10 protein-coding genes and 1 pseudogene are annotated in these 14,101 nt (G+C 62.7%); 7 read left to right on the forward strand and 4 right to left on the reverse strand.

Annotation, left to right across the window (positions count from 1 at the left end):
• Positions 1-128: 128 nt before the first annotated feature.
• The 4 genes from PHD22_RS13525 to dnaA form a co-directional block, all read right to left on the reverse strand.
• Complete coding sequence (locus PHD22_RS13525; protein WP_299867817.1) at positions 129-2,603, reverse strand: AAA family ATPase; 2,475 nt, start codon at positions 2,601-2,603, stop codon at positions 129-131.
• A gap of 356 nt (positions 2,604-2,959) precedes the next feature.
• Entirely contained in the window at positions 2,960-5,434 is a 2,475-nt protein-coding gene (gene gyrB, locus PHD22_RS13530; RefSeq protein WP_299867820.1) for a DNA topoisomerase (ATP-hydrolyzing) subunit B, read from the reverse strand.
• A 73-nt stretch (positions 5,435-5,507) separates the two neighbouring features.
• Positions 5,508-6,614, reverse strand: coding sequence for a DNA polymerase III subunit beta (dnaN, locus tag PHD22_RS13535; RefSeq protein WP_299867823.1), 1,107 nt, complete (start codon positions 6,612-6,614; stop codon positions 5,508-5,510).
• 77 nt (positions 6,615-6,691) lie between these two features.
• Positions 6,692-8,164 (reverse strand): chromosomal replication initiator protein DnaA, encoded by a 1,473-nt coding sequence (gene dnaA / locus PHD22_RS13540; protein WP_299867825.1) that lies wholly within the window; start codon positions 8,162-8,164, stop codon positions 6,692-6,694.
• Positions 8,165-8,477: 313 nt separating this feature from the next.
• On the opposite strand from dnaA, the gene rpmH reads away from it, so the two are divergent.
• The 7 genes and pseudogenes from rpmH to istA form a co-directional block, all read left to right on the forward strand.
• The gene (gene rpmH / locus PHD22_RS13545; RefSeq protein ID WP_079434516.1) at positions 8,478-8,612 is read left to right on the forward strand and encodes a 50S ribosomal protein L34; all 135 of its coding nucleotides are present in this window, start codon (positions 8,478-8,480) and stop codon (positions 8,610-8,612) included.
• A 97-nt stretch (positions 8,613-8,709) separates the two neighbouring features.
• Complete coding sequence (gene rnpA / locus PHD22_RS13550; RefSeq protein WP_299867830.1) at positions 8,710-9,054, forward strand: ribonuclease P protein component; 345 nt, start codon at positions 8,710-8,712, stop codon at positions 9,052-9,054.
• A complete protein-coding gene (gene yidD, locus PHD22_RS13555; RefSeq protein WP_299867833.1) occupies positions 9,051-9,260 on the forward strand; it encodes a membrane protein insertion efficiency factor YidD in 210 nt (69 codons plus the stop codon). The genes rnpA and yidD overlap by 4 nt, the downstream gene beginning before the upstream one ends.
• 61 nt (positions 9,261-9,321) lie before the next feature.
• Positions 9,322-10,953, forward strand: coding sequence for a membrane protein insertase YidC (gene yidC, locus PHD22_RS13560; protein WP_299867836.1), 1,632 nt, complete (start codon positions 9,322-9,324; stop codon positions 10,951-10,953).
• Entirely contained in the window at positions 10,934-12,283 is a 1,350-nt protein-coding gene (gene mnmE / locus PHD22_RS13565) for a tRNA uridine-5-carboxymethylaminomethyl(34) synthesis GTPase MnmE (protein WP_299867839.1), read from the forward strand. The genes yidC and mnmE overlap by 20 nt, the downstream gene beginning before the upstream one ends.
• Positions 12,284-12,425: 142 nt before the next feature.
• A pseudogene (locus PHD22_RS13570) lies at positions 12,426-12,878 on the forward strand (transposase domain-containing protein); the annotation flags it as partial.
• Positions 12,879-13,095: 217 nt separating this feature from the next.
• A partial coding sequence (istA, locus tag PHD22_RS13575) for an IS21 family transposase (RefSeq protein WP_299867843.1) occupies positions 13,096-14,101 on the forward strand: 1,006 nt, incomplete at its 3' end.

A 14,101-nucleotide genomic window follows, 5' to 3' on the forward strand; every position in this document is an offset into this window, starting at 1 on the left:
ACGCCGCTGCCGCTTGTTGTTGCTTGTCGTCGCGCTGCTCACTTCGCGTTCCTCCTGATTGAACAGAAGGAGGATTCTTCCGCGTGAGCCAGGGCGGGGGAAGAACGCCGCTCAGTGAGCGGTTACACTCATGTGGCGTTTCCTCGCTCAATCGACGCGAGTTCATCGATGGCCGAACGGGTGCGAGCGACCAACTCCAAGTCTTCCCGCGCATGCGACAACGGCGCCGAACCAGCCATCCGAATGACCTGGTCCATCAACTCCAGTTCTTCATACAGCGACTCCAAGGTAGGACGACTCTCATTCTGTACGGGCGACCGGGCATTGAAACGCTGAATGGTTTGCGACACCATCACGGCGCAGCGCTCGTGCACTTGCCGGTTGTTCGCCGTGTAGGTCCGGAATCCATCGAACAAGGCCGTCTCGACCGATCGACGCTGACGAATGCCAAGTTCAGACAGTCCATGCCTGCGGGCGACGAAACATTGATCGTCACTATGGGTCGCGCTGGCGACGATGACGGGAGAGTGTGTCGCCACGACCATTGAACAGCCCATGCGGGAGCCGACGATCTCGAACATCGCCGGAATAGCGCGCTGCCAGCTCACGTGAAGGCTCAACTCCGGCTCGTCTACCAGGATCACGGTACTGTCGCCGGCGTAGGCCGTAAGCTTAAGGGCCAGGGTCAGCAGTTGCTGCTCCCCCGAACTCAACTCGCCGAATCTCGTTATCGAACGCTGGGACTCCTGTCGCATGAGACCCAGCTCGTACCTGTTCGCGCCCGCGCGCTGCAGGATGCGCGCGTTCTCATCGGCACTTTCCGTGAGCTGCTGCAGTTCGGCGTAACGCTCTCGGTCGTCATCGAAAGATTTATTCAGGTCAAATGGCACCAGGTACCGACGCTCGCCGAAGCCGAGGTGCCTCACGACCGCGTCAAAGACCTTGAGCCGCTCGGCGCTCACGTGGATCTCGCGCACCATGCGATTGACGTCCGCCGAAGTGCGGCCAAGCGCAATGCCGCGTTCCGAGGTGCGGGCCCCGATATAGATGAACTGTTGTCCATCATGCTTGGGCCGCTCGAACGGAAACCTGTCCGTCAGTCCGAAAGAGATGCCGACGACGCGCCGGCCTTCCTTCACCAAACGATCCGCCAGATCACCGAGCAGAATGCTCTTGCCTTCGCCATTGTTGCCAATGACGTAGATGCGCGTGCCGTGGTCACGTCCTTGCCGCAGTGCCTCCAAAACGGGGGCGCTGTTGAGCAACGGAATGAACGTCTTGCGCTTCGCCTCCTTGTCCGCGCTTTCCATATAGACGGACGCAACGAGCCTGTAGGACTTCTCTGTGAGTTCTCTAACATGAACGCGCCGGCAGACGCCTTCCACGTCCCGATACCCGTCCTTGAAGTAAGCCTCCAGCATTGCTTCTAAGTCGTCCGATCTGAATTGGTGCCGCCTTGGGAGGCTCGAGGAGTGCCCCCCCTCCAGGGCGCCAAGCGACACAATCGCAGCCACGAACGCCATCAGGATGCCGGTCTCGCGAAATTCGCCTCTGCGGGCAAGGCCATTCGCGTCCACCATCAGCACTTGGTTGCCTGACAGCCCCCCTTCCCCGAGGAGCCAAGCCGACACCTGCTTACGCGATCCATGTCGGCGATCCTGGGGAAGGTCAATCACCGCGAGCAGCCGATCGCTGCGCACGAGATGCTCTCGCAGATTGTTTCGCCATCCCCCGGCCGATCGATCAGCACCAGGAACGATGATCAAACTCACTCCGAGATCGGACTGATTCTCCAGCAAGTGGTCTAAGGCCTCGAGCGAGGTTTGGTGGTCGGCCCATCGTTGTGAATGCAGACGCCGCCCGGTGGAGTCTCGGCGCGGATGATCAACCAGCAAAAAGCGACGGCCGAAGAAGGACGCAAGATCGTCTTCGCGCGATGGCAGCTCCTCTGCATCAATACCGTGAAGGCCAAGCCGAAGACCGATGAAAAAGTTCAAGCGGTCAATCACCCCTATGCGCGCGGATGTCTCCACATTAAAGAAACTACTCCGCAACACGGCGAATTCGCCCGTTGTTGCGAAATACTCAGAGATACGGTCGACGCGTGCCGAGAGGTGAGCCGCCAAAGCCGCTGCAGTGTCGCCACTGCGGTACCCGGTCACTGTCAGGCGACTGACGACTCGATGAAATACCTCGTCGAAACAGTCCAGCAGGAACTCTCTCTGCGAGGCCCAGGCCCCCTCAAAGTGCTCGAGCATCCTGACGATGCTTTCGAATGCTTGAAAGGATCCAACCTCGCGCGGGACATCGGCTTTGCCGGTGATCCGGGAGATTCTGGCCAGTGCATCGCACGCGCCAACCCATGCTTGACGAAAACGATTCTCGTCCTGGTATGGGCCTACAGTCGTCAGGATCATAAAAGTCTCCCTCGCCCTGTCGGTCATCTCGCTGTGCCAAGGCCCCGGCGACCGCGCCACGCAGGCGAGACCAATCACTATCAGCGCGAACCGCTCGAACTCGTCCTCCCTCAGCCCGGAGGGCGCACGCAGCGTGCGCAATTTCTCCCAGAATTTAGCCGTCTGTACGGCCCGCTCGTCAAACATTATTCCTCCCCTGGAAGATGGCCAGTTCTAGCCTTGGCTTATGAGCCCATTTTTCACATCATCAAGGCATTGTGTATTATGCCGATCGAGTTAGGAGGGCGTGTCGCGGAGACGCAAACTGTGGAGGTGTTTAACAGGAAGCTTCATGGCACCAGATTCGGACAGCCGGTGTCTCTTCAGGTGCGGTAGCAGTCATGCTCATCCATGACTGCAGTAGTCAGCTATGGCCGAAGTCAAGACATCTCCAGTCCAACATGCCCATGAAAAAAGCTCCCTCGGGAGCTTTTTTCATTATCTCTGTCACCAATATTTCACTATCTTGGCAAGAATTTCATTAACTCTGTCAACCGACAGCCTCACACATCCAGGTTCCGCGCATACAGGGCGTTTTCTTCGATGAAGGCGCGGCGGGGCTCGACGTTGTCGCCCATGAGGGTGGTGAAGATCTCGTCGGCGGCGATGGCGTCGTCGATCTGGACGCGGAGCAGGCGGCGGACGGCGGGGTCCATGGTGGTTTCCCAGAGCTGCTCGGGATTCATTTCGCCCAGGCCCTTGTAGCGCTGCTTGGAGAGGCCGCGCTCCACGTCGGCGAGCATCCAGCGGATGGCATCGGCGAAGCTGGCAACGGCCTGCTGCTTTTCGCCACGGCGCATCACAGCGCCTTCGCCGATGAGGCCGGAGATGGCTTCGGTGGCGCTGCGGATGGTGCGCCAGTCGCCGGACTGGAGGAAGTCCACGTCGATCTGGGTGAGCTTGCGGTTGCCGTGGTGCATGCGGGCGATGTCGAGCACCCAGCTTTCGGTGGTTTCGTCGAGGCGGGCCTCAATGCTGACGATGTCGCCCACGGCGGCCTGGAGGCGCTGGGCGGAATCGCGGGCAGCGGCTTCGTCGACGAGAGACAGGGGCAGATCATGGACCAGCAGGGCGTGCAGCACGGCGGAATCGATCCAGTCGGCGAGACGGCGGATGACGGCTTCGGCCAGCAGGTAGGTGCGGGCGAGGCCGGCAAGGGCTTCGTCCTTGATGGGCTCGGCACCTTCGCGGGGAGTGAGGGCGGCGCCTTCAAGACCGAGCTTGAGCAGGTGGGCGTTGAGCTCGGTGTCGTCCTTGATGTAGATCTCGTTCTTGCCGTGCTTGATCTTGTAGAGGGGCGGTTGGGCGATGTAGATGTGGCCGCGCTCGACGAGCTCGCGCATCTGGCGGTAGAAGAAGGTGAGCAGCAGGGTGCGGATGTGTGCGCCGTCCACGTCCGCGTCGGTCATCAGGATGATGCGGTGGTAGCGCAGCTTTTCGGGCTTGAAGTCTTCAGGGCCGATGCTGGTGCCCAGAGCGGTGATGAGGGTGGTGATCTGCTCGGAGCTGATGAGCTTGTCGAAGCGGGCACGCTCGACGTTGAGCACCTTGCCGCGCAGAGGCAGGATGGCCTGGAACTTGCGATCGCGGCCCTGCTTGGCGGAGCCGCCGGCGGAGTCACCCTCGACGATGTAGATTTCGCACAGGGCAGGATCTTTTTCCTGGCAGTCGGCGAGCTTGCCGGGCAGGCCGACACCGTCGAGGACACCCTTGCGACGGGTCATTTCGCGGGCACGACGGGCCGCTTCGCGGGCGCGGGAGGCTTCGACGATCTTGCCGCAGATGGTCTTGGCATCAGCGGGGCGTTCGAGGAGGAAGTCGGCGAGTTTTTGCGCGACGACTTCTTCAACGGCCGGGCGGGCTTCGCCGGAGACCAGCTTCATCTTGGTCTGGGAGGCGAACTTGGGGTCGGGCATCTTGACGGAGAGGACACAGGCGAGGCCTTCGCGCATGTCGTCGCCGGAAATATCCACCTTGGCCTTTTTGGCGATTTCGTGCTCTTCGATGTACTTGTTGATGACGCGCGTCATCGCTGCGCGCAGGCCGGTGAGGTGGGTGCCGCCGTCGGCCTGGGGGATGTTGTTGGTGAAGCACAGCACCTGTTCGGCGTAGCTGTCGTTCCACTGCATGGCGACTTCGACCGTGATGGCGACGCCGTTCTGGATGGATTCGCCGCTGGAATGGAAAATCGTGGGGTGCAGCACCGACTTGGCACGGTTGATGTAGTTGACGAAGCCGGAGACGCCGCCGGCAAAGGCGAAGTCCTCTTCCTTGCCGGTGCGCTGATCCAAAAGCCGGATCTTGACGCCGTTGTTGAGGAAGGAAAGCTCACGCAGGCGCTTGGCGAGGATTTCGTAGTGGTATTCGACGGTGCCAAAGATCTCTTCGTCAGCGAGGTAATGCACCTTGGTCCCACGCTTGGTGGTGTCGCCGATGGTAGCGAGGGGGCTGGTCTCGACGCCGTCAACAACTTCGATGACGCGGTTCTGCGGCACGCCCCGGTTGAATTCCAGGAAGTGCTTCTTGCCGTCGCGGGCAACGGTGAGGCGCAGCCACTTGGAGAGGGCGTTCACGCACGACACACCGACGCCGTGGAGGCCGCCGGAGACCTTGTAGCTGTTCTGGTTGAACTTGCCGCCTGCATGGAGCACGCACATGACGATTTCGGCAGCGGAGCGCTTGGGCTCGTGCTTGTCGTCCATCTTGACGCCGACCGGGATACCGCGGCCGTTGTCGGTGACGGAGATGGAGTTGTCGGCGTGGATGGTGATGACGATGTCGTCACAGTGACCGGCGAGCGCCTCGTCGATGGCGTTATCGACGACCTCGAACACCATGTGGTGCAGACCAGTGCCATCGGAGGTGTCGCCGATGTACATGCCGGGACGCTTGCGCACGGCCTCCAGCCCTTCGAGCTGCTGGATGCTGGATTCGTCGTAGGAGTCGGCGGGAGCAGGTTGTTGCGGCGTATCGGACATGGCGTTCTCGGTTCAGCGGGTGCAGCAGGACGCCCCCGAGGGGGGGCGCACAGTCGGACGGTGATTCGGCGGATCAGATCCGCATGGGCATCACGACGTACTTGAAGTCGGCGTTGTCGGCCAGGCCAAAGAGGGCGCTGGCGTTGCCGTCGTTGAAGCGGATCTCGATCTCGTTGGCGGCAACGTTGGTCAGCACGTCGAGCAGGTAGGTAACGTTGAAACCAATGTCCAGGCTGTCGCCGCTGTAATCGACTTCGAGTTCTTCAAGCGCCTCTTCTTGTTCGGCGTTGGTGGAGACCAGCTTGAGGCTGCCTTCGGAGAGCATCAGGCGCACACCACGGAATTTCTCGTTGGTGAGGATCGCGGCCCGCTGCAGGGACTGGAGCAGGGCCAGGCGGCTGGCCTTGACCAGCTTGGGGTGGCCTTGCGGAATGACCCGCTCGTAGTCGGGGAACTTGCCATCGATGAGCTTGGAGATGAGCTCGATGTGGCCAAAGCGGAACACGATCTGGTTGCCGACCAGGGTGACCTCGAGGGGGTCGTCGGAATCGGCCAGTTGACGGGCCAGTTCGACCACGGTCTTGCGCGGCAGGATCACGTCGCTACGGGCATAGTCGCCAACCAGCGGGGACGCGGCATAGGCCAGGCGGTGGCCGTCGGTGGCGACCATCCGCAGGGTGTCCCCGGAGACGACGAGCAGCAGGCCGTTGAGGTAGTAGCGGATGTCCTGCTGGGCCATGGCGTACTGGACCAGGGCAAGCTGCTTCTTGAAGGCTTTTTGTGTGGTGGTGAAATGCACCCCTTCACCTTCCGGCGGGGCCAGACGCGGGTAGTCGGCAGCGGGCAGGGTCTGCAACTGGAAGCGGCTCTTGCCCGCCTTGAGGGTGATGCGCTTGTCGTCGAGGGTGAGGCTGACGTCGGCAGTGTCAGGCAGGGCGCGCAGGATGTCCTGCAGCTTGCGGGCGCCGACGGTGATGGCGACATCTTCGGCCCCCAGCGCGGCGGGGGCGCTGTTGCGGATCTGGATCTCGATGTCGGTGGCGAGCAAGGTGAGCAGGTCGCCCTTTTTCTCGATCAGCACGTTGGAGAGAATCGGCAGGGTGTGGCGTTTCTCGACGATGCCGGACACCGATTGCAGCGGGGCGAGAAGGGCGTCGCGGGGCGCAGTAAAGAGCAGCATGAGCTCGGGTCTCCGTGTCGTTTCCTAGAGCACCGGGCGGGTCGCCCGGGCGTCGATCTTGAAGGTAAAAGGGTTCATCAGCCGCGCAGGACCTGGGTCAGGACGTGCAGGTCGTGGTTCAGCTGGGTGTCGGACAGACGCAGGTCGGCGATGGTCCGGCAGGCGTGCAGGACGGTGGTGTGATCGCGCCCCCCGAAAGCCTCGCCGATGGCGGGAAGGCTCATGGGGGTGAGGTCCTTGGCGAGGAACATGGCCACCTGACGCGGGCGGGCAATGACCCGGGTGCGCTTCTTGGAGTGCATGTCAGCGACCTTGATCTTGTAGTAGTCGGCCACCGTCTTCTGGATGAACTCGGCAGTGAGCTGCCGGTTGTGGGCATTGAGGAGATCCTTGAGGGCCTCCTTGGCCACTTCCAGCGAGACCTCCTTGCCATGGAAGCGCGCAAAGGCCAGCACCTTCTTGAGGGCGCCCTCCAGCTCCCGTACGTTGGAACGGAGGTTCTTGGCAATCAGGAAGGCGACATCCTCGTTCAGCTCGATGCGCTCCACCTCGGCCTTCTTTTTAAGGATGGCCACCCGCATTTCCAGTTCGGGGGGTTCGATCTGTACCGTAAGCCCCCAGTCGAAACGGGAGATCAGGCGGTCTTCGAGCCCCTGGACGTCCTTGGGATAGGTGTCGCTGGTGATGATGATCTGCTTCTTGGCCTCGGTGAGGGCGTTGAAGGCGTGGAAGAACTCTTCCTGGGTCCGGTTCTTGTTATTGAAGAACTGGATATCGTCGATGATCAGCACGTCCAGCGAGCGGTAGTAGCGCTTGAAAACATCGAAGGACTTCTGCTGGTAAGCCCGGACCACATCGGCGTAATAATCCTCAGCGTGCACGTAACGAACCACTTTACGAGGGTCGGCCTTGACCACGTAATTGCCCAGGGCATGAATCAGGTGGGTCTTGCCCAGACCCACACCACCATAGATAAATAGCGGATTGTAGGAGACACCCGGGTTCTGGGCGACCTGCAGTGCGGCAGCCCGGGCCAGATCATTGGCGCGGCCGGTGACCAGGGTGTCAAAGGTGAAGTCCGGGTTGAGACGGGATTTTTCGTAGCTGGCGGTTTCGGCGCTGTGGACCGCCTCGGCAGGACGAGCCATGGCCGGGGCTGCGGTCGGCAAGGCGGCCGACGCAGACCCGGACAGAGGCGCCAGTGCGGGTACGGCGGCGGGCGCAGACCCGGCTGCCGGTGGCATGCCGGGCATGGCTGGAGCGCGGCGCAGGCCCCCGGCAGGAGCGAGGCTCACTTCAATGGTCGGAAGACCGCCAAAGTATTCTTCGCCCAGCTCTTCAATGCGCCGCATGTAACGGTCGCGCAGCCACTGGCGATGGAAATTGGACGGCGCCACCAGGCGCAGGCCCACCCCCTCGCCATCGGCAAGCTCCTCAACCCTGAGGGGAAGGATCCAGGTTTTGAACTGCTGGGCAGGGAGTTCCTGCTCAAGGCAGCTGAGGCAATGCGTCCAGAACGCAGCGCATTGGGGCGATGAGGCTTCGGGCACGATGTATCGGATATTGTCTGTATGGAGGGCGAAGAGCGCGCCATTTCCCGCTCTTGACGGAAATCCGACCACAGGCCGGCGGAACCGCGCCAGCCCCTTCCGGGACGAGACGGCTAAACGGGTATTGTACCCTTTAAACCCAGACTTATCCACAGGCCAGCTTGACGGCATCCGACCTCCCCGATCCCCTGTGGATGACTCCTCTGCGTCCGGAAATTCCCGCGGACATCCAGTCAAACAACCAAACCTGCTTGACAAACAGAGGGTTAACGGATCAAATTACGCGTTTGACTCAACTTTTCGGGCACGAAAAATGAAACGTACTTACCAACCGTCCGTCGTCCGTCGCAAGCGCACCCACGGCTTCCTGGTCCGCATGGCCACCCGTGGCGGCCGCAAGGTCATCGCCGCTCGTCGCGCCAAGGGCCGTCATCGTCTCGCCGTTTAAGGGGCTCGAGGGCCCGACAGCCCCTTCCGCTGCCAGCGGCCCGGATTGTCTGGCTGAGGAAGCGTCACCCGCAACAGGATTCGGCTTCGGCCCATCCTTGCGACTGCACAAAACGGATGAGTACTCATCCGTTTTTGCTTTCCGGCGGGTGATTCGCGGACGCTACTTCACCCTGCACTACGCTTCGGGCGAAACGGGCACCGCCCGCCTCGGCATCGTGGTGGCCAAGAAGCTGGCCAAACGTGCAGCGATGCGCAATCTGGTCAAGCGCATCGGCCGCGATGTGTTTCGTCACCTTAGGGCCGAACTTCCCGCCCATGATCTGGTGTTACGATTGTCGGCCAAAGTCGACGACGTTACGAGACGTACAATGCGCGAAGACATGCTCGAAGTGTTCGGGCGCCTCCCGAAAACCATCCGCAGTGCCCGGCCAGCCCCATGAAAATGGTCGTCCTGGCGCTGCTGCGTGTCTATCGCTATGCGATCAGTCCGATGCTGGGACGGAATTGCCGCTTCGTGCCCTCCTGTTCCGAATACGCCGTCGAGGTTGTCGAGCGCCATGGCGCATTGAAGGGAAGCTGGCTGGCCGCGCGCCGCGTGTGCCGCTGCCATCCCTTCAGCGCAGGCGGCTACGATCCCGTACCCTGAGATCCGCCCCAAGGCTCCCGACTTCCCCCACGCCCGCAACCCCTTCCTGACACTGACTCCGATGGACAACCGTCGCCTGATCCTCCTTCTCGTCTTTTCGTTCTCCCTGGTCATGCTGTGGGACGGCTGGCAGAAGCACAACCAGCCCCCGGCACCTGCCCCTGTCGCCGCCCATTCCACGCCGGGAGTCCCAACACCGACCGCCAGCACTCCAGGCGGCACGGTCGTTCCCGGCCAGACCGCGGCAGCACCTGCCCAGGCACCCAAAGCCACCATCCGCACAGACGTGCTGATCGCCGAGGTGTCAGCCCAGGGCGGCGACATCGTCCGGCTGGAACTCACCAAGCATCACGATGGCGAAGACAAGAGCAAGAACTACGTGCTCTTCGACAACGGTCAGAAGCACCTCTATTCGGCCCAGACCGGCCTGATCGGCAACGGCCTGCCCACCCACAAAACCGTCTTTACGCTGAGTACCGAGGAACTGTCCCTCAAGGACGGTGAAGAGACGGTGACCCTGCGTCTCGCCGCCCCCGCCACGGCCGACGGTGTCGAGGTCGCCAAGCTGATCACCTTCCGTCGCAACAGCTACCATGCGGAAATCAGCTACGAGATCACGAACAACTCTGCCGCGCCAATCAATCCCCACGCTTACTTCCAGTTCACCCGTGACGGCAAGCCGGCCGAACAACCCGGTGGCTTCGGTGTTCAGACCTTTACCGGCCCGGCCTTCTATACCGAAGCCGAGAAGTATCAGAAGGTCTCCTTCGAGGATATCGCCAAGAAATCCGCCAAGTTCGTCACCAAGTCAGCGGATGGCTGGGCTGCCATGGTGCAACACTACTTCGTGGCGGGCTGGGCCCCGACGGAAGGAGAACGGGAGTTCTTCGCCAATCAGGTGGGCGCCGACCTCTACTCCGCGGGTGTGATCCTGCCGGTCGCTGCGGTGGCTCCAGGCCAGACCGGCAAGCTCTCCGTGCCGCTTTACGCCGGCCCCCAAGAGCAGAGCCGCCTCGAAACCTTCGCCAAGGGCTTTGACCTGGTCGTGGACTATGGCTGGCTGACCGTGATCGCCGCGCCCCTGTTCTGGGTCCTCGAGTGGTTCCATCAGCTCACCGGAAACTGGGGCTGGGCCATCATCCTGGTCACTATCGCCCTGAAGGCCCTGTTCTTCCCCCTGTCCGCCGCCAGCTACAAGTCGATGGCCAAGATGAAGACCCTGGCCCCGCGCCTTCAGCGCATGAAGGAGCAATACGGCGACGACCGCATGAAGATGCAGCAGGCCATGATGGATCTCTACAAGCGGGAGAAGGTGAACCCGCTGGGCGGCTGCCTGCCCATCCTGATCCAGATCCCGGTGTTCATCGCCCTCTACTGGGTGCTGCTGGGCGTGGTCGAGATGCGCGGAGCCCCCTGGCTGGGCTGGATTCAGGATCTGTCCGTGCAGGACCCCTACTACATCCTGCCTCTGGTCATGGGTGCCACCAGCTTCATCCAGATGAAGCTCAACCCGGCCCCTCCCGATCCCATCCAGGCCAAGGTCATGATGATGATGCCCATCCTCTTCACCTTCATGTTCCTGTGGTTCCCCGCCGGCCTGGTACTGTACTGGGTCGTGAACAACACCCTGTCCATTGCCCAGCAGTGGCAGATCAACCGCATGATCGAAGCCGGTGGCAAAACCGCCGAGTGACCTCATCGCCGCCATTGCCACCGCCCCCGGGCGCGGTGGCATTGGCGTGGTCCGGCTCTCCGGGCCGGACCTGTTCTCCCTCGCCGGCCTCCTCAGCGGGCGTGAGCCTCAAGCCCGGCTGGCCCAGTTTGCCCGTTTCAAGGATGCGGACGGTGGCCTGATCGATGAGGGGCTACTGCTCTGGTTTCCTGCACCTCACTCCTTTACCGGCGAAGATGTCATCGAACTGCAGGGTCATGGCGGCCCCGTGGTCATGCAGATGCTCCTGGCCCGCTGCCTGGAGCTGGGCGCCCGCCTTGCCGAACCCGGCGAATTCACGCGTCGCGCTTTCCTCAACGGCAAGCTCGACCTGGCTCAGGCCGAAAGCGTTGCCGACCTCATAGAAGCGTCAACAACCGCTGCCGCACGCTCCGCGGTGCGTTCCCTTACGGGCAGCTTCTCCCGGGAAGTGCATGGCCTCTGTGAGCGCCTGATCGACCTGCGCATGCTGGTGGAGGCCACCCTCGACTTTCCTGACGAGGATGTGGACTTTCTGATTGAAGCCCGGGCCTTTGAACGCATCGCCGTCATTGCCGCCGAACTGCGAGCCATCCTCGACCGGGCCAGACAGGGCAGCCTGCTGCGCAACGGTCTGCATGTGGTGCTGGTAGGCCAGCCCAACGTGGGCAAATCCAGCCTGCTCAACCGTCTGGCAGGTGAAGAGCGGGCCATCGTCACCGACATCGCAGGAACCACCCGGGATGCCTTGCGGGAAACCATCCAGCTCGAAGGCATTCCCCTTCACATCACCGACACCGCAGGCCTGCGGGAAACAGCCGACGAAGTGGAGAAACTCGGGATTGCCCGCACCTGGCAGGAAATCGAACGTGCAGATGTCGTAGTACGCCTGGTGGACGTACGCAACGGCGGCACCTGCGAGGCCGATGCCGCCATTGATACCCGCCTGCCAGTCGGAGTCGAGCGGATCACCGTGTTCAACAAGGTAGATCTGGTGGATCTGGCCCCGGCAAGGAAGGAAGGACCAGAGGGCATCCGTCTCTACCTATCAGCCAAGGCCGGCCAGGGTATCGAGCTTTTGCGGGCTGAACTTCTACGGATAGCGGGCTGGCACCGCCATGGCGAAGACGTCATCCTCGCCCGCGAACGCCACCTGATTGCCCTCCGGGAAGCACTGGAGAGAGTCGAGGCCGCCCTGGAAGCTCGGCACGCCCTGGAATTGATGGCCGAAGAACTGCGCCTGGGGCAAGAGGCCATCAACGACATCACTGGGGAGTTCACCCCTGACGACTTGCTTGGTGTCATCTTTTCCCGGTTCTGCATCGGAAAATAGCGAGACTTCCGGCACCGTCCGAGACGATCCACCCCCCCCCCGAAGCCCGCGTCACTGCGCAATGCTGTTCACTTAAGGACTAGTTGCCCCGTTTGGCGGGCTCCCCGAGAATCCGGAACCTCAAACAGGTTCCGGATTTTTTATGTCTCTCATCGAGGATTTGAGTGCTGTTCTGACGATCGCCGAGCAGCCCCTGAGCCGGCTGGACGTATTGACCCAGCACATTCCTGTCGACTGGATACAGACCGCCGCAGCCTTATCGACGCAAGCGAGCATCAAGCGGCGTTGCCTGCCGCCAGACATGGTGCTGTGGCTGGTGGTGAGCATGGCGTTCTTTCGCGGCGAGCCGATCATTGAAGTCGCCCGACGCCTCAACATCTGCGCCGACGGTCTGGCCGGTGATGACCTGCTGGCCAGGAGTTCGCTCTCCCAAGCCCGACAGCGGCTGGGCCAGCCGCCCGTGAAGTGGCTCTTCGAGCGCTGTGCAGGGCGCTGGGGGTATGAGCGCTACCCGGACGATCAGTGGCATGGTTTGCAGGTTTTTGCCGCCGGTGGTGCGCTGTTTCGGACGCAGGACACGCCGGAGCTCAGGGCTGTCACCGACCGGCACATAGGAGCCACTTGGTGATCGGCACAATGGAGCCAGGGCGTGACCGGCACATTGGAGCCACCCCGCGATCGGCGTAATAGAGCCAGCCTCACTCTGACGGACGTCTCGACCTTTCGCGGCCCACCGCTACCCTGCCGGGTTTGGCAGGAAGAAGCCGGTGGCCCGCAGGAGCATCGAGATGCACGAGTATCGCTAGGCCCTGATGCGTTTGCGTCAGGGCGATTCGGAGCGCGAGATTGCCCGCTCCGGTTTGATGGGCCGCGCCAAGGCGGCCCGCTTCCGAACGCTGACCCAGGCCCAGGGCTGGCTTGAGCCCAGCCGCCCCTTGCCGCCGGACGCCGAGATCGCCGCTGCGCTAGCGCCCCCGCGCCTGCCGGCCTCGGCCCAGTCGGCCCTCAATGCCTACCGCCCCCTCGTCGAGCGCTGGCTCGGCCAGGGCGTCTCCGGCGTGGCGATTCATGCCGCGTTGGTGCGCGAGCACGGCTTCACCGGCCATTACTCCAGCGTCCGCCGCCTGATCGGCGCCATCGGGCGCGACCTGCCGCCCGACACCACGGTGCGCCTGACCTTCGAGCCGGGCGAGGCGGCGCAGGTGGACTTCGGCGCCGGCCCCGAGCTGGTCGATGCCGCCACCGGGCAGCTTCGCCGCACCTGGGCCTTCGTGATGACCCTCGCCTTCTCGCGCCACCAGTACGTGGAGTTCGTGTGGGACCAGAGCGTGCGGACCTGGCTGGGCTGCCACCAGCGGGCCTTCGAGTGGTTCGGCGCGGTGCCGGCGCGGCTGATCATCGACAACGCCAAGTGCGCCATCACCCGCGCCTGCGCCCGCGACCCCGAGGTGCAGCGGGCCTACGCCGAATGCGCGGAGGGCTACGGCTTCCGGATCGATGCCTGCCCGCCGCGCGACCCGCAGAAGAAGGGCATCGTCGAGGCCGGGGTGAAGTACGTGAAGGGCAACTTCCTGCCCACCCGGCGCTTTCGCGATCTGGCGGATCTCAACGCCCAGATGCGCGCGTGGATCTTGCTGGTGGCCGGGCAGCGCGTTCACGGCACGACGCGGGTGAGGCCGCTGGAGAGCTTTGCGGTGGAGCGGGCAGTGCTTCTGCCCTTGCCGGCGGTGCCGCCGGATCTGGGCAGCTGGCAGCAGGTGACGGTGCATCGGGACTGCCACGTGAGCTTCGAGCGCGGGCTCTACTCGGTGCCCTTCA

It is taken from the genome of Zoogloea sp. (genome assembly GCF_028693495.1).
Lineage (GTDB): Bacteria > Pseudomonadota > Gammaproteobacteria > Burkholderiales > Rhodocyclaceae > Zoogloea.

What these genes read in the sequence shown, in the direction of transcription:
- PHD22_RS13525 (WP_299867817.1), bottom strand. Translation starts at nt 2,603, where the DNA reads ATGTTTGACGAGCGGGCCGTACAGACGGCTAAATTCTGGGAGAAATTG.
- yidC (WP_299867836.1), top strand. Translation starts at nt 9,322, where the DNA reads ATGGACAACCGTCGCCTGATCCTCCTTCTCGTCTTTTCGTTCTCCCTG.
- yidD (WP_299867833.1), top strand. Translation starts at nt 9,051, where the DNA reads ATGAAAATGGTCGTCCTGGCGCTGCTGCGTGTCTATCGCTATGCGATC.
- rpmH (WP_079434516.1), top strand. Translation starts at nt 8,478, where the DNA reads ATGAAACGTACTTACCAACCGTCCGTCGTCCGTCGCAAGCGCACCCAC.
- dnaN (WP_299867823.1), bottom strand. Translation starts at nt 6,614, where the DNA reads ATGCTGCTCTTTACTGCGCCCCGCGACGCCCTTCTCGCCCCGCTGCAA.
- gyrB (WP_299867820.1), bottom strand. Translation starts at nt 5,434, where the DNA reads ATGTCCGATACGCCGCAACAACCTGCTCCCGCCGACTCCTACGACGAA.